This is a genomic window from Luteibacter sp. RCC_6_2 (genome assembly GCF_041360655.1).
Classification (GTDB): domain Bacteria; phylum Pseudomonadota; class Gammaproteobacteria; order Xanthomonadales; family Rhodanobacteraceae; genus Luteibacter.
In genome coordinates this window covers 238,253-260,226 of the sequence record NZ_JBFUPQ010000003.1, presented here as the reverse complement: position 1 = coordinate 260,226, position 21,974 = coordinate 238,253, and the positions used below count along the sequence as shown (strand labels likewise).

Genomic DNA, 21,974 nt, shown 5'->3' with positions numbered 1-21,974 from the left:
AAAGACTCTCGCCTGAAAGCCAAGAACGGTGAGGCGGAGCGCTTACGCGACCGACAAGCGGGTCTCGCCTCCCGGTACACCATCGGGGCCGAAGCGCCGTTCCGCGATCAGGGTGCGGTCTTCATGATCGACCAGAATGACGGTACTGGCCCGGGTGCCGTAGTTCTCGCCGACGATGAAAGCGCTCGAAAGGAAACGCTCTCGTTCGATACCGATGCCCGTGTCGGGCAGCAGATCGTCCGGCCAGCGCCCCTGGTCGGAGACCATGGCGAACAGGGCGTCGAGGTCGTCTTCCTTGCCCTCCCGGAGCCACTCGTCCAGGCGATGCACCAGGGCCCGCGTCTTTGGCCACGGAGCGTTGAAGTCCGCGTTGCTCAATCCGTGGACGCCTGGCTCGACGGGTTGTGCACGTGCGCTCGGGTGGTTACCGAGGTAGTACGCGTCGTCACGGTCGAACGTGAGCAGGTTGAACGGGCGATAGTCCTTGGCGCTGGCCATCAACTCGATCGCGTGCGCACGTGCCGGGAGGGTCGAGCCGAGGTAATCGGCGACCAGTAGCCCACGGGAGAGACCGCTGTGGTCCGCGGACATATCGCGCACGTTGGTGATCACGCTGGCCCGTCCCTGCGCTCCCACCCCGGCCCATGTACCGCCCGCCTCGAGGTCGCGTCCCGCGAGGACTTGCGGCGCTTCATCCCAGGGGGCGAGCGGCGCGGTGGGACGGGCATGGAATTCGTCGCGGTTGCCGACGAGGACAAGGCGCCAGCGCGGATGGGCGCGCCAGGCGAAGGCGATCAGGCACATGGGGAATTGGCTCGGGGGAGCATCGGCTTATTGTGCGCTTCCGCGACGCCGTTCGGAAATCGCCGCCCGTGGTGGGAGCCGCCCTGGTGGGAGCCGCTGTGGTGGGAGCCGACCCTGTCGGCGATGGGTGCTTGCCTCAACCTGGCCCGCTGCCGCGGGATCGCCGACAAGTCGGCTCCCACCAAGTCTCGGCGACCTCCCACCAGGTCTCGGCGACCTCCCACCAGGTCTCGGCGATCCCCACCGGGTCTCGGCGACCTCGGCCTTGGCGGATCGAGGGGTAGGGCCAGCCCCCCCCTGTGGGAGCCGGCTATGCCGGCGATGGGTTTTGCCTAGACCTGGCCCGCTGCCGCGGGATCGCCGACAAGGTCGGCTCCCACCGGGTCTCGGAGTGCCTTGGCTTCTGTCTTCTTCGCAGCCAGCAGGCGGACGATCGAGGCGGCGGCTTCGCGGCCGTCGTAGACGGCGCGGACGACGAGGTCGGCGCCGCGGACGTTGTCGCCGCCGGCGAAGACGCGCGGATTGCTCGTTTGCAGGGGAAGGCGGCCTTCGCCGCCGGCGACGATGCGGCCGCTGCGGTCGCGCTCGATGCCGAAGGCGTCGCACCAGTCGGGCGGGCTCGGTTGGAAACCGAAGGCCTGGATCACCACGTCGGCGCGCAGGTTGGTCTCGCTGCCTTCGACGTTGCGCGGACGCGGACGTCCATCGCCATCGTCGACGAGCTGGGTCTCCACCACGCGCACGGCGCTTACCTTGCCTTGCTCACCCACCAGCGCGATGGGCTGACGCTGGAACAGGAAGCGCACGCCTTCCTCGCGGCTGTAGCCGACTTCCCGGCGCGATCCCGGCATGCTCGGCTCGTCGCGGCGATAGACGCAGGTGACCGACGCCGCACCGAGACGGATCGCCGTTCGGTTGCAGTCCATGCCGGTATCGCCACCGCCCAACACCACCACGTGCTTGCCGGCAAGGTCGTATTCCGGCGACGGCATCTCGTCGTGCAGCAGGCGTTCCGTGTTGGCGATGAGGAAGGGAAGCGCATCGTGCACGCCACGCAGGTCACGACCGTCGAGTTCGCCGTCCACGAACGTATAGGCACCGGTACCGACGAACACGGCATCGTAGTCCGCGAGCAATTCATCGAACTCGATATCGCGGCCGATCTCGACGCCGAGATGGAAGCGCACGCCCATGCCTTCGAGCACCATGCGTCGTGTGCGCACCACCGACTTGTCGAGCTTGAACGGAGGAATGCCGAAGGTGAGCAGGCCACCGATCTCGTGCTGACGATCGAAGACATCGGCACCGATGCCGGCCAGGCGCAGGCGATCCGCGCAGGCGAGCCCAGCGGGGCCGGCACCGATCACGGCGACGCGTGCACCGGTTTCACGCACCCGGGAAAGATCGGGACGCCAACCTTGGCGGATGGCTTCGTCGGTAGCCCAGCGCTCGACGCTGCCGATCGTCACGGCACCGAAATCGCCCTGCTCCAAGGTGCACGCACCTTCGCACAGACGATCTTGCGGGCACACGCGGCCGCAGATCTCCGGCAGCGGGTTGGTCTCATGCATCAACGTGGCCGCTTCGAAAAGACGGCCGTCCTGCACCAGCTTCAGCCAGTTCGGGATGTAGTTGTGCACCGGGCAGGCGTGTTCGCAATACGGGTTGCCGCAATCGATGCAGCGTTCCGATTGCGAGGCGGCTTCCGTCGGTGCGAAGTCACCGGAGATCTCGCCGTAGCCGAGCACGCGCACGGCGACCGGCACCGTGCGCGGCGTCTGCCGGGGAATGTCGAGGAAGCGGAAGTCCTTCGCGCTCATGCGGCACTCCGCAGTTCTTCGGCCAGCGCGTCGAGGCTCGCCGCCTTGGGCTTCACCAGCCAGAAACGCTGCAGCAGGCCGCGGAAATCGCCGAGCACGCGATGGCCCCAGGCGCTGCCGGTGAGTTCGGCATGACGGGCGATGAGTTGGCGCAGGTGCTGCATGTAATGTTCCATGCCTTCGTGCGAGATACGCACGATGTCGACGAGCTCGTGGTTGTAGCAATCGACGAAGCTGCGTTCGAGATCGAGCACATAGGCGAAACCGCCGGTCATGCCTGCGCCGAAGTTGAGCCCGGTGTGGCCAAGCACGGCCACCACGCCGCCGGTCATGTATTCGCAGCAATGATCGCCAGCGCCTTCCACGACGGCCAGCGCGCCGGAGTTACGCACGGCGAAGCGCTCGCCAGCCTGACCCGCGGCGAACAACTCGCCACCCGTCGCGCCGTACAGACAGGTATTGCCGATGATCGAGGCGTCCTGACTGGCGAACGGCGAATCCGCAGGCGGACGGATCACCAGGCGGCCACCGGCCATGCCCTTGCCGACGCCATCGTTGGCTTCGCCCACGAGGTCGATATGCACGCCACCCGCGTTCCACGCACCAAGGCTCTGCCCCGCCGCGCCTTCGAGGTGCAGGTTGACGGGCTTGTCGGACATGCCGGCATCGCCCCAGCGGCGAGCCACATCACCCGACAGGCGAGCGCCGATCGCACGATCCGTGTTGACGATGGGATAACGGAACGTGCCACCGAGACGGTCGGCCACGGCGAGGCGCGTGTCCGCGGTGATGCGATTGGCCAATGAAGCAGGATCACGCATCGGGTTGCGCGCCAGCGTGCAGGCGAAATCGACCTGCTCGCCCAACCCGTCTTCGGTGATCAGCGGCGCGAGATCGAGACGTTCCTGCACGGCGGTGACACCGTCGCGCTGTTCCAGTCGACCACTCTGTCCGATCAACTCGCCGAGGGAGCGCACGCCAAGGCGCGCGAGGTGACGACGCACGTCTTCCGCGATGAAGCGGAAGTAGTTCATCACCATGTCGGGCAAGCCGAGGAAGTGCTTCTGGCGCAGCACCGGATGCTGGGTGGCCACACCGGTGGCGCAGTTGTTCAGATGACAGATGCGCAGGTACTTGCAGCCAAGCGCCACCATCGGGCCCGTACCGAAACCGAAGCTCTCCGCGCCCAGCATCGCCGCCTTGATCACGTCGAGGCCGGTTTTCAGGCCACCATCGGTCTGCAAGCGGACGCGACCGCGCAAGTCGTTGAGACGCAGGGTCTGCTGAGTTTCCGCGAGACCCAGCTCCCACGGCGTACCCGCGTACTTGATCGACGTGAGTGGACTGGCACCGGTGCCACCGTCGTGGCCGGAGACCGTGATGAGATCCGCACCCGCCTTCACCACGCCGGCGGCGACCGTACCGACACCAGCGTGCGAGACCAGCTTCACCGACACCAGCGCCTGCGGGTTCACTTCCTTCAGGTCGTGGATCAGCTGGGCGAGGTCTTCGATGGAGTAGATGTCGTGGTGTGGCGGTGGCGAAATGAGGCCGATACCCGGCTTGGCGTAACGCAGCCGCGCGATCGTCGCGTCCACCTTGTGACCGGGAAGCTGGCCACCCTCGCCCGGCTTGGCGCCCTGGGCGATCTTGATCTGCAACACTTCCGCATTCACGAGGTAAGCCGGCGTCACGCCGAAACGGCCCGACGCCACCTGCTTGATCTTCGACGCGCGGTCGGTGCCGTAGCGCGAGGGGTCTTCGCCACCTTCACCCGAATTGCTTCGCGCGCCCAGGCGGTTCATCGCGATGGCGAGCGCCTCGTGCGCCTCCGGCGACAATGCGCCGAGCGACATGCCCGCGGAGTCGAAGCGCTTGAGGATGGCCTCCACCGGCTCGACCTCGTCGAGCGGGATCGGCGTGGCCTCGCGCGGCACGAGCAGGTCGCGCAACGCCGAGGGTGGACGGGCGTCCACGTGGTGAGCGTACTTCTCGTAGTCCGACCATTCCCCCGTGCGCACCGCCACCTGCAAGCTGGCGATCACGTCGGGGTTGTACATGTGGAACTCGCCACCGTGCACATACTTGAACAATCCGCCCGCACGCAGCGACTGCGCCTCATCCCACGCCTCGGCCGCGAGCAGGCGCTGCTCGTGCTCGAGATCGGCGAAGGTGGAACCGCCGATGCGCGATGGCGTACCGGGGAAACAAATCGACACCACGTCCGGCGAGAGGCCGACGATCTCGAACAGCTGCGCGCCACGGTAGCCCGCGACCGTCGAGATGCCCATCTTGGACAAGATCTTAAGCAAGCCCTTGCGGATGCCACGGCGGTAATTGCGGCCGATCTCACGCGGCGCGCCCTCGCCGTTGCGGATATGTCCGCTGCGTCCCATGTCGAACAGGCTCTGGTACGCCAGCCACGGATAGATCGCCGTGGCGCCGAATCCGATCAGGCAGGCGAAGTGGTGCGGATCGCGCGGCGTGGCCGTCTCGACCATGATGTTGCACTGGCAACGCAGGCCCTTGTCGACCAGGCGCGCATGCACCGCGCCCGTGGCGAGCAACGAGTGGATCGGCAGCATGTCCCGGCGCGGATAACGATCACTGAGAAAGACGATTCTCACGCCACCGCGCACGGCCGCCTCGGCGGCGTCACAGATGCGCAGGAGGGCCTGCTCCAGTGTCTCGTCGGCGCCGTACATGAGGTCGAAGCGCGGCGTGTCGGCGTAGTCGGGATTGGCGAGGATCTGTCGCAACTTGCGCTGCGAGAGGATCGGCGAGTTCAGCAGGATCTGTTTCGCGTTCTCGGGACCGAGGTCGAAGATGTTCCGTTCCTGCCCGATCTGCGTCACCAGCGACATGACCAGCCGCTCGCGCAAGGGGTCGATCGGCGGGTTGGTGACTTGGGCGAAGCCCTGGCGGAAGCGGTCGAAAAGCGGCCGGATCTGCCGCGAGAGCACCGCCATCGGCGTGTCGTCGCCCATGGAGCCGGTGGCTTCGGCTTCGGTCTCGGCCAGCACCTTCAACACCGATTCGCACTCTTCGCGCGAAAGGCCATAGAGCTTCTGGTACCGGCGCAGTTCGTCCGCCGGCAGCGGCTCGGCGGCGAGGCTCGGATCGATAAGATCGGATTCGAGATAGGTGACGCCATCGCGCAGCCAGTCGCGGAACGGCGCGCGGGCACGATTGATCGCATCGATATCGGTGTTGCGCAACAGACGGTGCTCGCGAAAATCCACCGCGATCATCTCGCCCGGGGCGAGGCGGCCCTTGGCCACGATGCGCGACGACGGCACATCCCAGAGACCCGCTTCCGAGGCGACGATGAGGTGGTTGTCGTCCGACAACGCCCAACGCGCCGGGCGCAGCCCGTTGCGGTCGAGCGTGCAAGCAGCATAGCGCCCATCGCACATCACCAGTCCGGCAGGGCCATCCCACGGCTCGCTGTGCAACGCGTAGTACTCGTAGAACGCGGCGAGGTCCTCGTCGATGTCCTCGCGCGCGCTATAGGCCGGCGGCACCAGCACGCGCATGGCGGTGAGCAGGTCCATGCCGCCCATCAGCAGTACTTCCAGGGCGTTGTCGAGGCTCTCGGAATCCGAGCCGCTCTGCCGGACCAAGGGGCCGATGTCCGAGAGGTCGACCAACTCCGAACGCATCACCGACGTGCGCGCCTGCATCCAGCGGCGGTTGGCGCGGATCGTGTTGATCTCGCCGTTGTGCGCCAGGAACCGGAACGGCTGGGCGAGGCGCCACTGCGGCGAGGTGTTGGTCGAAAAACGCTGGTGGAAGACCACCGCGTCGGCGACCAGGGCCGAGTGCTTGAGGTCCGGATAGACGTCACGCAAGTGGCCGGGCGCGGCCATCGCCTTATAGGCGACCACCTCACCCGAGAGCGACACCACGTAGAATTGCTTGTCGTCGGCGAGCTTCAACTCGGCCCGCCGGCGCGCGCGGAACAAGGCGGCCTCGAACACCGCCGGGGCGAGATCGCCCGGCGCGTCGACGAAGACCTGGCGCACGCGCGGCATCGACGAGGCGGCAAGGGGGCCGCATGCGGCGGCATCGACGGCGACATCACGCCAGCCCGCCACGCGCAGGTTCACCTCGGCCAGTTCGGCCTCGAGTACCCGCGCCGCCGAATCGTCCCCGTTGGGATCGAGGAAGACGACACCGCTGGCGAAATGCGTGGCGAGCGAAATGCCCGCTTCACCCGCGAGGGCGCGCAACCATTCCACCGGACGGCGGATCAGCACGCCGCAACCGTCGCCGCTGATACCGTCGGCGTTCACGCCACCGCGGTGGGAAAGCTTGGCCAGGGCGGAAAACGCCGTATCGACCAGCGCGGCGCTCGCGTGGCCGTCTATCTGCGCGACGATGCCGAAGCCGCAGCTGTCGTGTTCGAACGCCTCGTCATAGAGGCGCGGAATGCCTTGCTTCACCATCCGCCTCCTCGTGGCTGTTGGTTTTGCTGGGTATGGCGCGCATCGGGCCCCGCGACCTGGAACGGTCGCCCTTCACGTGCGCGCTAAGGACATGCGTCCCACTTTAGTCACAATTGCCGCGCTGCGTCAAAGCATTCGGACGTCCAAACAGAATAAGAACGGAAAACTTACGGGGTGGCCATGAGACCAGTTCCTGGAAACGGCCCCCGGCGCCGGTAGTGGGCCATACCAGCCAGTCGTCGCGGGATAGGTAATAATCCTCCGATGCGCCCAGTCCCCCGCCTGCCCCTCACCCTCGTCTTCGTCCTCGCCACGTTCGTCCCCCTCCCGCCGGCCCATGCCGAGCAGGACGCCAAGGCGCGGGCCCAGCAGGAGGAGGCCCGGCAGAAGCTCGAAGGGGTACGCAAGGACATCGACGCGCTCACCCGCGAGCAGCGGGAGACGGCCAACGCCCGCGACAGCGCCAACGCCGCGCTGGCAAGGCAGGCCGAACAGGTCTCCTCGGCGGCCAAGGCCGTCCGTGCCACGGAGGCCGAACTGGAGCAGCGCCGGCGCGACCTCGAGCAGCTGAACCAGCAGCGGGCCGGTATCCAGGAGGGCCTGGACAAACAGAAAGGTGCGCTCGGGGACCTCCTTCGCGCCACCTATACCCTGGGCCGGGGCTCGGACCTCCAGTTGCTCCTGGGCGACGAGGACGTCAACCGGATCTCGCGCGCCCTGGCCTATTCCCGCTATTTCCAGGAGAACCGCGTGGAACGCATCCGCGGCCTGCTCGCGGATCTTTCCCGGCTGCAGGAGGTCGAAGCCGCCATCACGGCCGAACAGCAGAAGCTCGAGGCCGCCCGTGCCGAGCGCGAGAAGCGCGCCGGCGAACTGGAAAAGCAACGGACCGAACAGCAGAAACTCGTGGCCGAAGCGGATTCGAAATACAAGGACCAGGCGCAGCGCATAGCCGCCCTGAAACAGAACGAGCAGGACATGAACGCCCTGGTCGCCCGGCTACAGAAAGTGATCGACGAGGCGGCCAAGGCCGCCGAGCCCGCGCCGGCACCGAAGGGCGCGCCAGCCAGCGCCCCCATGGGCAACCTGCGCGGCAACCTGCCCTGGCCGGCCAACGGCCCGGTGCATGCCTACGGCAATGGCGTGATCATCGTCGCTCCCCGTGGCAGCGAGGTGAAAGCGGTGGCGCGGGGTCGCGTCGTGTTCGCCAGCTTCCTGCGCGGCTACGGCATGATGATCATCGTGAACCACGGCAACGGATTCATGAGCATGTACGGCAACAACGAAACGCTGCTGCACGGCGTGGGCGATACGGTGGAGGCCGGCGAAGCCGTCGGAACCGCCGCGGCGCCCGCCGGTGACAACGGCGCCTACTTCGAGCTGCGCCAGGGTGGGAAACCCATCGATGCGCGCGGCTGGCTCGGCAAACGGCATTGACCCCGGAGAAAGGCATGCGTCAGCACCCCCTTCGCCTCGCACTCGCGCTGGCACTCGGCGCCGTCGTGGCGATCCCCACCGCCCAGGCCCAACAGAAGCCGATCAAGCAGCCGGACGCACCGGCGGCGTCCTCGACCAGCGCCGCGGCCGTGGTCGAAAAAGCCGACGAAACGGTCAGCCTGGACGACGTCCGCAATTTCACGCGGGTGTATCACATCGTCCAGCAGGCCTACGTCGAGAAGCTCGACAACAAGACCATCATGAACGCCGCCATCAGCGGCATGCTGCAGAACCTCGACCCGCATAGCGAATACCTCGACAAGGAAGGCCTCGACGAACTCGACGAGGACACCACGGGCCAGTACGGCGGCCTCGGCATCGAGGTGTTGCAGGTGGACGGCATGTTGAAGATCGTTTCCCCGATCGACGATACCCCCGCCTCGCGCGCCGGGATCAAGCCCGGCGACACCATCCTCAAGGTCGATGGCATGGTGGTCGACAGCCAGAACATCGACGAGGCGTTCAAGAAGCTGCGCGGCGACCCCGGCAGCAAGATCACCCTCACCATCCTCCACGAGAAGTCCGACAAGCCGATCGACCTGCCGCTGGTGCGCGAGCGCATCAACGTCACCAGCGTGAAGGTGCGCCAGCTCGATCCGGGATACGTATATATCCGCCTGAGCCAGTTCCAGGAGGACACGTCCTCCGACCTGGACAAGAAACTGTCCGACTTCATCAAGAAAAATGGCGCACCCAAGGGCGCCGTGCTCGACCTGCGCTCGAATCCCGGCGGCCTGTTGACCACCGCCGTCGGCGTCGCCGATGCCTTCCTCGACTCCGGCACCATCGTCACCACCAAGGGCCGCCTCCCGGACGCCAACCTGCACTTCGATGCGCACCCGGGCGACCTGCTCAAGGGCGCGCCCATGGTCATCCTCACCGACAACGGCACCGCCTCGGCTGCGGAGATCGTCTCCGGCGCGCTCAAGGACAACCATCGCGCCCTCATCATGGGCCGGCGCACGTTCGGCAAGGGCGTGGTGCAGACCGTGTTGCCGCTAGACCAGGACCATGCGGTGAAGATCACCACCGCGCGTTACTACACGCCCAATGGCACGTCGATCCAGGCCGAGGGCATCAAGCCGGATATCGCATTGGCCGATCTTGCCGTGAACAAGGCGGACACGCCGCCACAGTTGATCGGATCGGAGGCCGACCTGCCGAACCATCTCGTCAACGAGAAGGCAGTCGCCGATGACAAGAACGCCACGGATGACGACGGCAAGCTGGCGATCGAGGATTACGCGTTGTCGCAGGCGCTGAATGTGCTCAAGGGCATGGCGCTGAATCGGCAGTCCACCAATCGGTAATGGATCGGATTCCATTTTCCATCGATCGCCTACAACAGACGACGTATAGGCGGAATCGAAGGATGGGGACACCATGCGTGTGGAAGCCGGAAGGACTGGCTTCCCTATTGCCCCACATCGCATAAGGAACATGCCATGAGCACCGAAGAACAGATCCGTTCAACCATCATCGAGACTGTCAATGAGCACCTGAAGGCTCACGACATCAAGACCAGCCTCACGTCATCGAACTGGACCAAGGTCGTCGGAGGGTGCAAATCCCTGAACGATGTTGCCGACCGCATCGGCGGCAAACTTGGAATCGATCCACCGACGGACCTGACGCAATTCAAAAGCCTGGACGACGCTGTGCGCTACGCCTTCAATAAGCAGGCCTAGCCGAAAAGTATTTCGCGAAACCCGTCATCACCTTTGCAACAGCCTCCATCGAATGCCTTGTCTTGCGCGTCACCAGAACTTCCACCACGGCCGCGAAGCCTTCTCCACCGCCTTGCGTACCTTACGCGGAAGGTCGGGATCGGACGGCGCGGCGGCCGTGGCTTCGGCCACCACCCAACCTTCGCACGCCGTCGCGCCATAGGCCGACGCGGGCAGGTCGGCGTGGAAGGTGGTGACGCTCTGCGCGAGTTCGATCGGCAGGGAATAGTAGTGGTCCACATCGTCGCCTTCCGCGTCGGCCGCGTCCTGCAGGCCTTCGATGCGCGCATGGATGGCGTCGAACGCAGCGGGAAGGCTGCCGCTGGTGGAGAGGTCGCGCGTGTCGTCCTGCTGCCCGTCGTGCTCGGCGCGCCAGTTGCGGATGCCGTTGACGTAGCAGGTGGCGGAACTCACCATGACGTCGTCATCGTATTCGCAGGTGACCAGCACGCAGCCGCGAGACAACCGGCGCATGTCGTCCTCGGCGATCAGCGGCGCCGCGAAGCGGGTGACCACGACGAACCAGCCGTTCGGCAAGGCGATGGAAAAACCACGGCGCGGCTGGGTCGCCGTCTGGCCATTCGGCACGAGATCGAGCGCCGTGCGCACTTCGTCACCACCCTTGCCCTTGACCGCCAGCCAGCCGATCGAGGCGCCCATGGCGTCAGTCCTGGACGGGTGGCTTGAGGAGGAAGCGCACCGCCAGCAAGCCCAGTTCGTAGAGCAGGCACATGGGCACGGCGAGCATCACCATCGACAGCAGGTCGGGCGGGGTGATGAACGCCGCGATGGCGAACGCACCCACGATGGCATAGCCACGGCCCTTGCTGAGCTTCTCGGCATCGACGACGCCGATCGCGGCGAGGATCACCACGGCCACGGGCACTTCGAAACAGAGGCCGAAGGCGAAGAACATCAGCATCACGAAATCGAGGTAATGCGTGATGTCCGTCATCATCGCGACGCCTTCGGGCGTGACCGCGTTGAGGAACTTGAAGGCCGCCGGCAACACCACGAAATACGCGAAGGCACAGCCGGAATAGAACAGCACCAGCGAGGCGACCAGCAACGGCCGGGCCAGGCGCTTCTCGTGCCGGTACAGGCCCGGGCTGACGAACGACCACAACTGGTAGAGGATCATCGGCATGCTGATGAACAGCGCCACGAAGAACGCCAGCTTCAGCGGCGTGACGAACGGACTCGCCACTTCGGTGGCGATCAGGTGCGCGCCCTGCGGCATGCGCTCGACCAAGGGCTTGGCCAACTCCGCGTAAAGATGGTTCGCCACCGGCACCAGGGCCAGCAGGACCAGCAGCAGCACGACGATCGCCTTCAGCAACCGCGTGCGCAGTTCCATCAGGTGGGAGAACAGGCCCTCTTCGACCACGTCGTCGGGCGACGGATCGGGCTCACGTGCGGTCATGCTGCTCGTTCCCGGACGATGCCGGCTCGTCGCGCTTCAATGGAAGCATGTCGACCGCGGGGTCGGGCTCGCCGGCCGCGGCACGCGCTGTTTGTGTTTCGGTGAAGGTGTCGCGCACGCGTTCGCCGGTGCCGCGGATCTCGGCGCCGGCGGCGTGGATATCCTGGCGCACGCTGTCGTGGGCGGCGCGGGCGTTGTCGGCGGTTTCACGCAGGGTGCGCTTGATCTCCTCGGCCTGGATCTCCCGCTCCACCTCGGCGCGCACGCTATCCCAGCCGTTGCGCATGCGACGCAACAGGGCCCCGGCGGTGCGGGCCGCATGGGGCAGGCGTTCCGGGCCGAGGACGATGAGGGCGACCACCGCGAGAAGCAGCAGCTTGCCTAGACTGATGTCGATCATGGCGGCGCCAGGATCACTGACCGCGGTCGCGCGGCTCGCTCGTCTCGCTGTGGGCCGGCGGCACCTGGGTCGAGGACGGCGGATCGGCGCGCAGCTTTTCCTCACGCTCGCGGGCCGCCTTGGCCTCTTCGTCGCCGTCCAGGCCCTTCTTGAAGTCGCGCATGGCGCCGCCCAGGTCCGAGCCGATGTTGCGAAGCTTCTTCGTACCGAAGATCAGCACGACGACGAGCAGCAGGAGGACGATATGGGTAATGCTCATGGAAACCTCGAGGGCGCCCTCATCGGCGCCGGTGGGACGGGCCGGCGCCCAAGGGGGGCGCCGGTGGACGATCAGCGGTTAGTGTACTCCTCCAGTTTATCCCTGAATTCCACCACCTCGCTTGGAACATTCGTCACACCGCCTTCAAAAATGCGGCGGGCGGTGATCCCGGGGCCGTAGATTTCCTCGTTGGAGTCGTCGTCGATGCTGATCCGGGCGCCGTCCAGCGCGATGCCGGCGAAAAGGCCCTTGGCACGGGAATACGTGTAGATCTCGGCCTTCATCTGGCCATCGGTGGCCGCCGTGGCCGAGCGGCCCACCGGGCCGGCCGCGGCGGACGCGTTGGCGCCCATCGTGAATTTGCCGTCGATGATGCTGTCCACGCCGCGGTCGGTGCGGAAGACGAGGATCACGTCGGTGGACTGGATGCCCGCCTGGAAACCCACGCCGGCGGCGGCGGTGGAGATGAAATTCGGGTTCGACCAGGTGCCGTCCCGGGTCTTGATCGAGATCAGGCCCTCGCCCTTGGCGCCGGAGAAGACGAAACCGCCCTTGACCATGCCGGGGATCACGGCGATGGCGCGCGCGTTCTTCAGCAGGTCGGCCGGCAGGGACTTGTCGGGCGCGTCGTCGATCATTTCCGAGAGCACCCGCACCGCTTCCCGGGCCTGGGTGCGCGGCGGGTCCGCCGCCTGCGCCGCCATGGACGGGAGCAGGGTGAGAAGTCCGAGGGCGAGCAGACGGGACAGGCGTGGGGACATCGGGTGGCTCCTTTCTGGCGCGGGAAGGCATCGGCTGCGGCAACGCGAGCAAGCCCCGCCGCGCCGCCGTATGGCAGACTGCGGCGATCCCCGCGAGCGCCGGACGCCGATGCCAGGTACGCCAAACTATACCGGCCTTGCCGGTCATTCCCACGACACCCGGCCCCAGGCGGCGGTGCTGCTGGTTAATCTCGGTACACCTGACGCGCCCACGGCGGCCGCGGTCCGGCCCTACCTCGCCCAGTTCCTCGGCGATCCACGCGTCATCGAATACCCGCGCCTGCTGTGGCTGGCGATCCTGCATGGGGTGATCCTGCGCGTGCGGCCCAAACGCTCGGCCCACGCGTATGCGCGCATCTGGACGCCGGAAGGCTCGCCCTTGCGCGTGGGCAGCGAAGCCCTCGCCGCCGCGTTCCAGGCAGAACTGGCCTCGCACGCGCCCGGCCCGGTCCGCGTGGCGCTGGCCATGCGCTACGGCAAGCCCGACGTCGCGAGCACCATCGCCGCCTTGCAGCGCGAGGGCGTCCGCCGCCTGCTGGTGCTTCCGCTGTATCCGCAGTACTCGGCCACTTCCACGGGAAGCGTGTTCGATGCCGTCGCCGACACCGTGAAAAGCCTGCGCTGGCCTCCGGAACTCCGCCAGGTCAACGACTATCATGACGAGGCCGCCTACATCGCCGCCCTGGCCGACAGTGTCCGCGCGCACTGGGCTGCCAATGGTCGGGGCGAGAAGCTGCTGATGAGTTTCCACGGCATTCCGGAGCGGTACCTGCGCGCCGGCGACCCGTACTTCTGCCAGTGCCACGCCACGGCGCGCCTGCTGCGCGAGGCGCTGGGCCTGTCCGAGGACGAAGCACCGATAAGCTTCCAGTCGCGGGTGGGGCGCGAGCGCTGGCTGCATCCTTATACGGATGAGACGGTCAAGGCGTTCGGCGCGCGCGGCATCAAGCGGATCGATGTGATCAGCCCCGGCTTCGCCGTGGATTGCCTGGAGACGCTCGAGGAAATCGCCATGCAGAACGCAGACTTCTTCCGCGAAGCGGGTGGCGACACGCTGAGCTACATCCCTTGCCTCAATGCGACACCGTCACACGTGCAAACTCTGACCGGCCTCGTCCTTCGGCACGGCCAGGGTTGGCCGGAATTCTCGCCGGGTTACGACGGCGCGTCCGTCGCCGCCCAACTCGCCGCCGCGGGCGAGCGCGCCCGCCGGATCGATGGTGATGCGTGAACTGAAAGTGTCCACGCCCGGCTTGGAGCTGGCGGCCCTGAGTTGGGGCGAGCCGGATGCGCCACCGCTGGTGATGCTGCACGGATGGCTCGATAACGCCGCCAGCTTCGCCTTGCTGGCGCCGCATCTGGCGGAGCGGTTCCACGTGATCGCGCTCGACCTGCCCGGGCACGGTGGCTCGCAGCATTTCCCCGAAAACATGATTTACCAGCACGTCGACTACGCCCGTGCCGTGCTGGCCGCCGTCGACGCCCTCGCCCTGCCCCGCTTCCACCTGCTCGGGCACTCGCTCGGAGCTGGCGTGGCCACCATGGTGGCCATCGCGGCGCCGGAACGCATCCGCGGACTCGCCCTCATCGAAGGCCTGGGGCCGCTGGGCGACGACGGCTCGCGCACGCTCGACCGCTTCCGCGAAGCGATGGCGGTGAAGGCCGAGGGCAGCCGTCCGCTGCGCGTGTTTCCTTCCATCGACGACGCCGCGCGCGCCCGTGCCCTGGCGAGTGGACTCGACGCGTCCCTCGCACGGCACATCGTGGAGCGCGGGCTTCGTGAGGCCGAAGGCGGTTACAGCTGGCGCAGCGACCCGCGCCTGTCCCGGCCCACGCCGATCCGCCTGGCGGAGACGCAGATCATGGCCCTGCTGCTGGGCCTCGCGGCGCCGACGTCACTGCTGCTCGCCCGCCCGCACGCGCCCTACCTCGAACCCGAGGTGATGCAGGTACGCATCGACTGCGTGGCGGACATCACGGTCACCCACATGGACGGCGGCCACCACCTGCACCTCGAACACCCCGCCGCCGTGGCCAGCTGGTCGCACACAGCGCTCTAGTACAGCCTTCAGCCACCTTGTGGGAGCCGCTTCAGCGGCGATGAGGTGCCTGCCTCGGACTGGCCCGCTGCCGCGGGATCGCCGCTGAAGCGGCTCCCACGATCAGGCCACCGGTTCGAAGCGGAAGCCCGTCTGGATGACCGGGTCGACCAGCCAGTGGTCGGCCAGCAGGAAGGCGAACAACACCATCAGGTAGACGATGGAATAGTTGAACATCTTCATGGCGAAGAGATCGTCCGGCGGGTTCAGCATGCGGACCGCGTACCAGAGGAAACCCGCGCCGAGCACCACGGCGCCGAACAGGTAGATCAACCCGCTCATGCCGGTGAAGAACGGCAGCAGGGTCACCACGAAAAGCAGGATCGTATAGAACAGGATATGCCAGCGCGTGTAGGTGACGCCGTGGGTCACCGGCAGCATCGGTACCTGCGCACGTGAATAATCCTCGACGCGGAAGATCGCAAGCGCCCAGAAATGCGGCGGCGTCCAGACGAAGATGATGAGCAGCAACTGCAAGGCATACGGATGCAGCGAACCGGTGACGGCGGTCCAGCCGAGCATCGGAGGTGCCGCGCCGGCGATGCCACCGATGACGATGTTCTGCGGCGTCGCGCGCTTCAGGTAGGCGGTGTAGATCACCGCGTAGCCGATCAGCGAGAAGAAGGTGAGCACCGCCGTCAGCATGTTCACCAGGAACACGAGGATCAGCATCGAGACGATGCCCAGGCTCATCGCGAACACGAAGACCTGCATGGGCGTGAGCTGGCCCGTCGCCAGCGGACGGTGCGACGTGCGCGTCATCAGCTTGTCGATGCGCTGGTCGATCAGGTGGTTGAACGCCGCCGCCGACGCGGAGGCCAGCCAGATGCCCAAGGTGCCGAACACCACGGCATGCCAGCCGGGCAGCATGCGTTGCCCGTTCGCATCCACGGCGAGGAACATGCCGATGATGGCGCAGAAGACCAGCAACGCGACGACGCGCGGCTTGGTCAGTTCGAGGTATTGACCGAGGATGCTCAAGGGGACTCCGGCACGGGCAGGCGCTGCGTGCTGGCAAGCGCCACCAGCAGGGTGAACAACAACAGCGCGGCGACACCATTGTGCGCCGTGGCCACCGGAAGCGGCAGCCCGAGGTGCACGTTGCCGATGCCGAGCAGCACCTGGGCCACCAGCACCACGGCGACCGCGATACCAGCCTTGCGCAGTCCGGCACGGGCCAGGCGGTGGGACAACCAGCCGAGGTAGCAGAAGGTCACCAGGGCACCGATGCGATGGGCGACCTGGATCGCGCTGCGCGCGGCCATGTCGAGAACGCCTCCCTCATAGTTGACCCCGATGCCGCGCCAGAGCACGAAGGCCTGCGGGAAATCGGTTTCCGGCCACCATTGCCCAAGGCATTTGGGGAAGTCGGTACCGCACGCGAGCGCGGCGTAGTTCGAACTGGTCCAGCCACCGAGGGCGATCTGGCACACCAGCACGACGATGCCGATCGCGACCGGCGCACGCAGGGCGGCGAAACGGTCGTCCGGCGTGCCGACACGCCACCAGCGCAGCGCCACCCAGGCCAGCAGGGCGAACGTCGCCAGTCCGCCGAGGAGATGACCCATCACCACGATGGGTTTCAACAACAGGGTCACCGTCCACATGCCGAGCATGGCCTGGAAAATGATGACGGCCAGGGCCGCCACGCCGACCTTCCAGGCGCCAGGACGGTCGAGCGTCGCCGCGGCGATCAAGGGCAAGGCGATCGCCAGTGCGGACAGGCAGGACGAGACCACGTGCTCGCCACGCATGTACATGACCACGCCCACGGCGGCGAAGACCGCCGCGAGGGCGACCGACAGCACGGCGAAGCGGCGGCGCCATGCGGCGATCAACGCGATCGCCAGCACCATCACACCGAGGCTGCCGGCAAGGAAACGATGCACCTGCTCACGCCAGGCCTTGTGCGTCTCGTAGGGACGGTCGGGAAAGGCTTCGTTCGCCTGCGCGATATCCTGCGCATGACCCGGCCAGGTGGCCTTGCCGTAGCAGGTCGGCCAATCGGGACAGGAGAGCCCCGCGTTCGACAAGCGCACGAAGGCACCGAACATCACCACGCCAAAAGCGAACAGCGCCGCGAGCAACGCGAGCGTCCTCAGGACCTTCACGGAACGCGGCGACATCAGCGGATCACCTTCTGCAGGTCCTTGCGCAACCCGGTCGGATCGAAGCCCGCCGGGTAATACGACAGCGCGGTCGCGTTGGACTCGACCAGCACCGCCGCCACGCTGTCGGGCTCGGTCGGGCGGAACTCGCCGAAGGCGTCCGAGGGATCGCTGCCGACCTTATAGGCGACCATCACCGCGTCCGCCCCAGCCGCGGTGGGCGCGCTGCCCAGGTAAAGCAGGCGCAACCGATCGGCGTTGCGGTTGAGCACGATCCGCGCATTGCGCATGAGGCCGAGGGTATGCACGCAACGCACCGCACAATCCGGGCCCGGCAGCGCCACCAGGGTGAGGCGCGGTTCGACGTCACGCCATGCCCAGGGCTGGCCATCGACATCCACGCGCACGGCGGCGAGGCTGCGCTGCGGCACGATCGGCTGCCCGTTGCCCTTGCCCTGGGGTTGCCAGCCGGAAAGGGTGAGCAACCCGGCGGCGACGATCGGCGCGAGGAAGACCAGCATGATCAGGACCAGCTTGAGGCGGCCGCTGCGGGGGGTGGTGGTTCGGACGGTCGGATCGGTCATGAGCTCTCGGGCCGCTACTTAGCGTCGCTTGCGGTGCAGGAGGACGAAGATCACCAGCGCCGCGAAGGCGAAGGTGAACCACTGGAATGCGTACGCGCGATGGCGAGCCGGGGGCATGAAACCCGGCGTCCAGTCGCGCGTGTAGATGCTTGCCGGATCGGCGTCCAACAGGAGCACGCGAGGATACAGCGAGCGCCCCAGGTCGGTCCCGATTTCCCCGGTGTCGATGTAGACGAGCGTTTTTTCCGCGCCTTTCTGCAACGGCAGGCGATCGCCACCCATACGTATCCCCACGCCGGGCGGTGGCACGTAGAGCCCATGGATCTCGGTTTCACCCATGGGCAAGGGCGGCAGGCGGGGATTCGCACCGGATTCCTTGGGCAGGAAGCCGAGGTCGACCAGCAGGTAGGGGTCCTTGCCACGGGGCGCGAATGGCGCGTAGACATGCACTCCCACCTTGCCACCGTGGGTCTGGTCGTCGAGCAGGTAGTAATGACCGGGCACGAAGGCGCCACGCACGTCGACCCGTGGGTAGCGGTCATCGGGCGGAACCTCGGCCACCGCGCCGAAATCCTCGATGTCGGCAGCGACCGATGCGGCGAACCGCCGCAGGAGTTCGTCCTTCTCGTCGGCGCGATCCAGTTGCCAGACGCCCAGCCGCACGAAAACCAGCACGCCAGCCACGGTGAGTGCGACAGCGAACCACGTCGGACGACGCAGGAAGGTCATGCAAGACCCTGCGTGGTGACCGCTATACTCGGATTGTCGAAATGGGGCGGAACGGTCACGTGGAAACCATCTACAAATACGCGCTGGTGATCCTGCTGCTGGTGGTGCTGTTCAACCTCGGGCAGGCGCTGTTCTTCATGATGACCGACAAGGGACAGAGCAAACGCACCGTCTGGGCCCTCACCCGCCGCATCGGCCTGTCGTTGCTGCTCATCGCCATGGTGGCGCTGGGCATCTTCATGGGCTGGCTGCACCCCCACGGGGTGGGCCAATTCTAGCGCCTGCGCCGGGAAGACCAAGGCGCGGTGCGGCAATCGGTGCCGCCCCGCGCCGTCGGATCAGCGACTCACGCCCAGCCGCGCCCTGAACGTCGCGCGCATGTCGGCCGGCACGCCGCCCTGTTCCAGCGCCTTGTCCAGCTGCGCATAGCGCTTTCGGAACGCCGCGACTTCCTCAGTGAACCGCTCCGGGCGGTAGTCGATCAGCAGGTCGGCCTGCGCGGCGAGCGAGACGTCGTCGGGAACACCATTCACGTCTTCCCAGTGCGCTTTCAACCACGCCACCGCCTCGCGCACGTCGCGCATCTGGCCCACGAGGCCGTTCACATCCGGCGCGTTCGCGGGCCAGGTCACCTCGACGACCTGAACACTGTCGTAGCCATGCTGCGGCAGGGTCACGTGCAGCGTGAGGTCCTTGCCGGTGAGGCGCCAGGTGCCGGGCTTGGCGTCGTCGGAGCGGCTGAGCTTCACCCCGTCGACGGTGACGCTCGCCGGCATCGCCGAACCCACCACGTCCACCGACCACTGGCGCGACGTGGGCATGCCGGGATAATTGCCCGTGCGCGGTGCGATCTTCACGCGAAGGGCGTGTTTCGACCACTCGGACGAGAGTGCCGTGCGTGCGAACGCATCGGTACGGTAGGCCTCGTCGTCTCCCGCGTCCTCGTACAGTTCCGCCTTGCCGTTGCCACCGGGATAGACGCGCAAGGTACGCGCACCCCCATCGTGGGCCACGCTCACCGTCGGATCGGTGTTCGTCGGGACGATGGCGCCCGCCCGCGCGAATACCGGCACTTCGTCGAGGCGATAGCGGCCGGCGAACGTGCGGCCACCCTTCACGACGCTGCCGTCCGTGGTATCGAACCAGTTCCCCGCCGGCAACCACGTCTCGTGCGAGGTGAATCCGTTGGCATCGCCGGCCGCGGTCACCGGCGAGACCAGCAGGTCGTCGCCGAACATGTACTCGCCAGCCGCCTTATAAGCCTCGTCGTTGTCGGGCCAGCCGTAATACATCGGGCGCACCAGCGAGACACCGGTGTCGTATGCCTTGCGCCCCATCGTGTACGTGTACGGCAGGAAGGTGTAGCGGGTGAGCACGGTGTCGCGCAATGCATCGAACTGCGCCGGCGCGAAGCGCCACGGTTCCTTCGTGAGGTTCGGGTTCTTGGTGGTGTGCGTGCGCATGATGGGGCTCCATGCGCCGAACTGCATCCAGCGGATGTACAACTCCGGGTCGATGCGGCGCGTGGCCGGATCGCTTTCGTCGCGGAAGGTGTGTCCGCCCAGGTCGTGGCTCCAGTAGCCATACAGCACGTTGGATGCGGTGGCCGTGAAGCGCGGCTGGAACGCCAGCGAGCCCCACGAGATGATCGAATCGCCCGAGAAGCCCACCTGGTAACGATGGTTACCCAGGCCGCCCCAGCGGTGGTAGATCAAGGCGCGCTTGTCGCCCTGCTCCTGCATGTGGGTAAAGAACACATGGTTGAGCCACCACGTGTTGGACAGGCCCGGCATGGCCTTCGACTCCTTCCACTGCTGCCAGTCCAGCCACCAGAAGCTCACGCCCATGGCATGCAGCGGATCGAGCACCGTGCTGAAGTACGCCGCCATGTACGTCGCGTCGGCCGCCTCGAACGGTAACGGCTTCGCGGGATCGGCCTTCAACGCGGCCATGAAATCCTTATAGGCATCTTCGTGGGGCAGGATGCCGGACGCCGGATGCAGGTTCAGCGTGGTCTTCAATCCCTGCTCACCGAGCCAGCGAAGCAGGCGGCCCGGTTCGGGGAACAGGCTGCGGTTCCATGTATAGCCCGTCCAGCCCATGCTCTGGCCGTTGACGTCTTTCTTCGGGTGCACCCACGAAAGTCCGTCGGTACGGTGCCAGTCCATGTCGATCACGAGGACGTCGAGCGGAATGCCATAGCGGTTGAAGTGGGCGACGAGGTCGCGCAGCTCATCGTCGCTGTAATTCCAGTACCGCGACCACCAATAACCGAAGGCATAGCGTGGCGGCAGCGGCTCGCGCCCGGCCACCAGGGCAAAATCGCCCAGCGCCGCGGTGTAATCGTGGCCGTAACCGAAGAAGGTGTAGTCGGTGCAGTCCTGGCAGGCGCGGCGATGCACCCAGGGCAGTTTTTCGTTGCCCAGCACGAAGCTGCCGGTGTCGTCGACGAGATGCCAGCCATCGCGCGAGATGAGGCCGTCGCCCAGGTCGAGCAACGAGTTGTCCGAGGCGTGGCGCTCGCCATCCACCTGGTCGAGCGTGCGCGCGGTGCCGCCGAGGTTGGCGGTTTCCTTCAGGCCGGGGTGCCAATCGATGGCCGGCTTCGTCGTCTTCGACGCGATGCCGAGGTTATCGGCCGTGAAGGCGCCCGAGCCCTCCTTGTAGCGCAGCGTGAGCACGTCCGTGCGGATGACCAGCCAACCCTTTTCATGATCGACCCGGGCCTTCACCTCCGGCGCACTGCCGCGCGTGGCGAAGACGAGCGACGGCGCATCCTCGAACTGCGCGTTCGGCGAATACTCCATGCGAATGACGCGTGGCGTGAGCACCGTGAAGCGGGCTTGCCCGCTGACGACGGGCGCATCGGTGGCGTGCAGCGGCGCGGTGGCGGCACACGCGAACACCGCGAGCGCGACCAGGCGAGACATCTTCATGCGGGACCTCCCCTTTTCAAGGAGGCCCGAACCTAGCATGAGATCGATTTAACCGGGTTAGCCATCCAGACTCAGGCAAGCGCGGCCAGCACGTGCCGGGGATCGTTGCGGATGGCACGCAGTAGAGCCCTCGCGGGCCCGGTCGGGGCCCGCCGCCCCTGCTCCCAGTTACGCAACGTCCCTACGTCGACATCGAGGAGCAGCGCGAACTTCGACTGTGAAAGGCCCGTGGTTTCGCGAAGCTCCTTGATCGCCTCGGGATCGACCTCGAACACACGCGATGCCTGCCGCTCACCACGAAGGATGCCGTCCATTTCCTGGACGCTTTCAAGCAGGTTTTCGAAAAATGTGTCCATTGATCAATACTGCGTCATTGACG

General features: G+C 66.5%; 20 protein-coding genes. 6 read left to right on the top strand and 14 right to left on the bottom strand.

The window, feature by feature from the left end:
* Positions 1-42: 42 nt before the first annotated feature.
* The 3 genes from AB6730_RS04545 to gltB form a co-directional block, all read right to left on the bottom strand.
* Positions 43-804, bottom strand: a complete 762-nt coding sequence (locus AB6730_RS04545; protein ID WP_371022469.1) for an NRDE family protein — start codon at positions 802-804, stop codon at positions 43-45.
* Between the two features lie 332 nt (positions 805-1,136).
* Positions 1,137-2,624 carry an FAD-dependent oxidoreductase gene (locus tag AB6730_RS04540; protein ID WP_371022468.1) on the bottom strand — a complete coding sequence of 496 codons (1,488 nt, stop codon included), beginning with the start codon at positions 2,622-2,624 and terminating at the stop codon, positions 1,137-1,139.
* Positions 2,621-7,072 carry a glutamate synthase large subunit gene (gltB, locus tag AB6730_RS04535; protein ID WP_371022467.1) on the bottom strand — a complete coding sequence of 1,484 codons (4,452 nt, stop codon included), beginning with the start codon at positions 7,070-7,072 and terminating at the stop codon, positions 2,621-2,623. Before gltB ends, AB6730_RS04540 begins: the two co-directional genes overlap by 4 nt.
* Positions 7,073-7,336: 264 nt before the next feature.
* On the opposite strand from gltB, the gene AB6730_RS04530 reads away from it, so the two are divergent.
* From AB6730_RS04530 to AB6730_RS04520, 3 genes are all read left to right on the top strand, one after another.
* Positions 7,337-8,509 (top strand): murein hydrolase activator EnvC, encoded by a 1,173-nt coding sequence (locus AB6730_RS04530; protein WP_371022466.1) that lies wholly within the window; start codon positions 7,337-7,339, stop codon positions 8,507-8,509.
* 14 nt (positions 8,510-8,523) lie between these two features.
* Positions 8,524-9,879, top strand: coding sequence for a S41 family peptidase (locus AB6730_RS04525; protein ID WP_371022465.1), 1,356 nt, complete (start codon positions 8,524-8,526; stop codon positions 9,877-9,879).
* A gap of 135 nt (positions 9,880-10,014) precedes the next feature.
* The gene (locus AB6730_RS04520) at positions 10,015-10,257 is read left to right on the top strand and encodes a hypothetical protein (RefSeq protein ID WP_371022464.1); all 243 of its coding nucleotides are present in this window, start codon (positions 10,015-10,017) and stop codon (positions 10,255-10,257) included.
* Positions 10,258-10,326: 69 nt separating this feature from the next.
* Here AB6730_RS04520 and AB6730_RS04515 read toward each other — a convergent pair whose 3' ends face one another.
* The 5 genes from AB6730_RS04515 to AB6730_RS04495 all read right to left on the bottom strand — a co-directional run bounded on the left by AB6730_RS04515 (position 10,327) and on the right by AB6730_RS04495 (position 13,139).
* Positions 10,327-10,956, bottom strand: a complete 630-nt coding sequence (locus tag AB6730_RS04515; protein WP_371022463.1) for a hypothetical protein — start codon at positions 10,954-10,956, stop codon at positions 10,327-10,329.
* A gap of 4 nt (positions 10,957-10,960) precedes the next feature.
* A complete protein-coding gene (gene tatC, locus AB6730_RS04510) occupies positions 10,961-11,719 on the bottom strand; it encodes a twin-arginine translocase subunit TatC (protein ID WP_371022462.1) in 759 nt (252 codons plus the stop codon).
* Positions 11,706-12,119: a Sec-independent protein translocase protein TatB gene (tatB, locus tag AB6730_RS04505; protein WP_371022461.1), complete on the bottom strand. Its 414-nt coding sequence runs from the start codon at positions 12,117-12,119 to the stop codon at positions 11,706-11,708. Before tatB ends, tatC begins: the two co-directional genes overlap by 14 nt.
* A 13-nt stretch (positions 12,120-12,132) precedes the next feature.
* A complete protein-coding gene (tatA, locus tag AB6730_RS04500) occupies positions 12,133-12,378 on the bottom strand; it encodes a twin-arginine translocase TatA/TatE family subunit (protein WP_371022460.1) in 246 nt (81 codons plus the stop codon).
* A gap of 71 nt (positions 12,379-12,449) precedes the next feature.
* On the bottom strand, positions 12,450-13,139 hold the full coding sequence (locus tag AB6730_RS04495) for a lipid-binding SYLF domain-containing protein (protein WP_371022459.1): 690 nt from the start codon (positions 13,137-13,139) through the stop codon (positions 12,450-12,452).
* 109 nt (positions 13,140-13,248) lie between these two features.
* On the opposite strand from AB6730_RS04495, the gene hemH reads away from it, so the two are divergent.
* Positions 13,249-14,370 carry a ferrochelatase gene (gene hemH / locus AB6730_RS04490; protein ID WP_371022458.1) on the top strand — a complete coding sequence of 374 codons (1,122 nt, stop codon included), beginning with the start codon at positions 13,249-13,251 and terminating at the stop codon, positions 14,368-14,370.
* Complete coding sequence (locus tag AB6730_RS04485; RefSeq protein ID WP_371022457.1) at positions 14,363-15,199, top strand: alpha/beta fold hydrolase; 837 nt, start codon at positions 14,363-14,365, stop codon at positions 15,197-15,199. The genes hemH and AB6730_RS04485 overlap by 8 nt, the downstream gene beginning before the upstream one ends.
* 102 nt (positions 15,200-15,301) lie before the next feature.
* Here AB6730_RS04485 and cyoE read toward each other — a convergent pair whose 3' ends face one another.
* From cyoE to AB6730_RS04465, 4 genes are read right to left on the bottom strand one after another with little or no spacing between them, the layout of a single operon-like run.
* The gene (gene cyoE / locus AB6730_RS04480; RefSeq protein ID WP_371022456.1) at positions 15,302-16,219 is read right to left on the bottom strand and encodes a heme o synthase; all 918 of its coding nucleotides are present in this window, start codon (positions 16,217-16,219) and stop codon (positions 15,302-15,304) included.
* Positions 16,216-17,364, bottom strand: coding sequence for a heme A synthase (locus AB6730_RS04475; RefSeq protein ID WP_371022455.1), 1,149 nt, complete (start codon positions 17,362-17,364; stop codon positions 16,216-16,218). The genes cyoE and AB6730_RS04475 overlap by 4 nt, the downstream gene beginning before the upstream one ends.
* Positions 17,364-17,930 carry a hypothetical protein gene (locus tag AB6730_RS04470; protein ID WP_371022454.1) on the bottom strand — a complete coding sequence of 189 codons (567 nt, stop codon included), beginning with the start codon at positions 17,928-17,930 and terminating at the stop codon, positions 17,364-17,366. The genes AB6730_RS04475 and AB6730_RS04470 overlap by 1 nt, the downstream gene beginning before the upstream one ends.
* Positions 17,931-17,948: 18 nt before the next feature.
* A complete protein-coding gene (locus tag AB6730_RS04465) occupies positions 17,949-18,659 on the bottom strand; it encodes an SURF1 family protein (protein WP_371022453.1) in 711 nt (236 codons plus the stop codon).
* Between the two features lie 41 nt (positions 18,660-18,700).
* On the opposite strand from AB6730_RS04465, the gene AB6730_RS04460 reads away from it, so the two are divergent.
* Positions 18,701-18,937, top strand: a complete 237-nt coding sequence (locus AB6730_RS04460; protein ID WP_072322441.1) for a twin transmembrane helix small protein — start codon at positions 18,701-18,703, stop codon at positions 18,935-18,937.
* Positions 18,938-18,997: 60 nt separating this feature from the next.
* Here AB6730_RS04460 and AB6730_RS04455 read toward each other — a convergent pair whose 3' ends face one another.
* Both AB6730_RS04455 and AB6730_RS04450 read right to left on the bottom strand, forming a co-directional pair.
* Complete coding sequence (locus tag AB6730_RS04455; protein ID WP_371022452.1) at positions 18,998-21,595, bottom strand: TIM-barrel domain-containing protein; 2,598 nt, start codon at positions 21,593-21,595, stop codon at positions 18,998-19,000.
* Positions 21,596-21,666: 71 nt separating this feature from the next.
* On the bottom strand, positions 21,667-21,951 hold the full coding sequence (locus AB6730_RS04450; RefSeq protein ID WP_371022451.1) for a helix-turn-helix domain-containing protein: 285 nt from the start codon (positions 21,949-21,951) through the stop codon (positions 21,667-21,669).
* Positions 21,952-21,974 lie beyond the last annotated feature (23 nt).

Bases quoted from the DNA above. Each gene is read 5' to 3' on its own strand.
- AB6730_RS04520 (WP_371022464.1), top strand. From the start codon at position 10,015: ATGAGCACCGAAGAACAGATCCGTTCAACCATCATCGAGACTGTCAAT.
- hemH (WP_371022458.1), top strand. From the start codon at position 13,249: ATGCCAGGTACGCCAAACTATACCGGCCTTGCCGGTCATTCCCACGAC.
- AB6730_RS04485 (WP_371022457.1), top strand. From the start codon at position 14,363: ATGCGTGAACTGAAAGTGTCCACGCCCGGCTTGGAGCTGGCGGCCCTG.
- tatC (WP_371022462.1), bottom strand. From the start codon at position 11,719: ATGACCGCACGTGAGCCCGATCCGTCGCCCGACGACGTGGTCGAAGAG.
- AB6730_RS04465 (WP_371022453.1), bottom strand. From the start codon at position 18,659: ATGACCTTCCTGCGTCGTCCGACGTGGTTCGCTGTCGCACTCACCGTG.
- AB6730_RS04460 (WP_072322441.1), top strand. From the start codon at position 18,701: ATGGGGCGGAACGGTCACGTGGAAACCATCTACAAATACGCGCTGGTG.
- AB6730_RS04475 (WP_371022455.1), bottom strand. From the start codon at position 17,364: ATGTCGCCGCGTTCCGTGAAGGTCCTGAGGACGCTCGCGTTGCTCGCG.
- AB6730_RS04530 (WP_371022466.1), top strand. From the start codon at position 7,337: ATGCGCCCAGTCCCCCGCCTGCCCCTCACCCTCGTCTTCGTCCTCGCC.
- AB6730_RS04470 (WP_371022454.1), bottom strand. From the start codon at position 17,930: ATGACCGATCCGACCGTCCGAACCACCACCCCCCGCAGCGGCCGCCTC.
- tatB (WP_371022461.1), bottom strand. From the start codon at position 12,119: ATGATCGACATCAGTCTAGGCAAGCTGCTGCTTCTCGCGGTGGTCGCC.
- AB6730_RS04495 (WP_371022459.1), bottom strand. From the start codon at position 13,139: ATGTCCCCACGCCTGTCCCGTCTGCTCGCCCTCGGACTTCTCACCCTG.
- gltB (WP_371022467.1), bottom strand. From the start codon at position 7,072: ATGGTGAAGCAAGGCATTCCGCGCCTCTATGACGAGGCGTTCGAACAC.
- AB6730_RS04545 (WP_371022469.1), bottom strand. From the start codon at position 804: ATGTGCCTGATCGCCTTCGCCTGGCGCGCCCATCCGCGCTGGCGCCTT.
- tatA (WP_371022460.1), bottom strand. From the start codon at position 12,378: ATGAGCATTACCCATATCGTCCTCCTGCTGCTCGTCGTCGTGCTGATC.
- AB6730_RS04455 (WP_371022452.1), bottom strand. From the start codon at position 21,595: ATGAAGATGTCTCGCCTGGTCGCGCTCGCGGTGTTCGCGTGTGCCGCC.
- AB6730_RS04525 (WP_371022465.1), top strand. From the start codon at position 8,524: ATGCGTCAGCACCCCCTTCGCCTCGCACTCGCGCTGGCACTCGGCGCC.
- AB6730_RS04515 (WP_371022463.1), bottom strand. From the start codon at position 10,956: ATGGGCGCCTCGATCGGCTGGCTGGCGGTCAAGGGCAAGGGTGGTGAC.
- AB6730_RS04450 (WP_371022451.1), bottom strand. From the start codon at position 21,951: ATGGACACATTTTTCGAAAACCTGCTTGAAAGCGTCCAGGAAATGGAC.
- AB6730_RS04540 (WP_371022468.1), bottom strand. From the start codon at position 2,624: ATGAGCGCGAAGGACTTCCGCTTCCTCGACATTCCCCGGCAGACGCCG.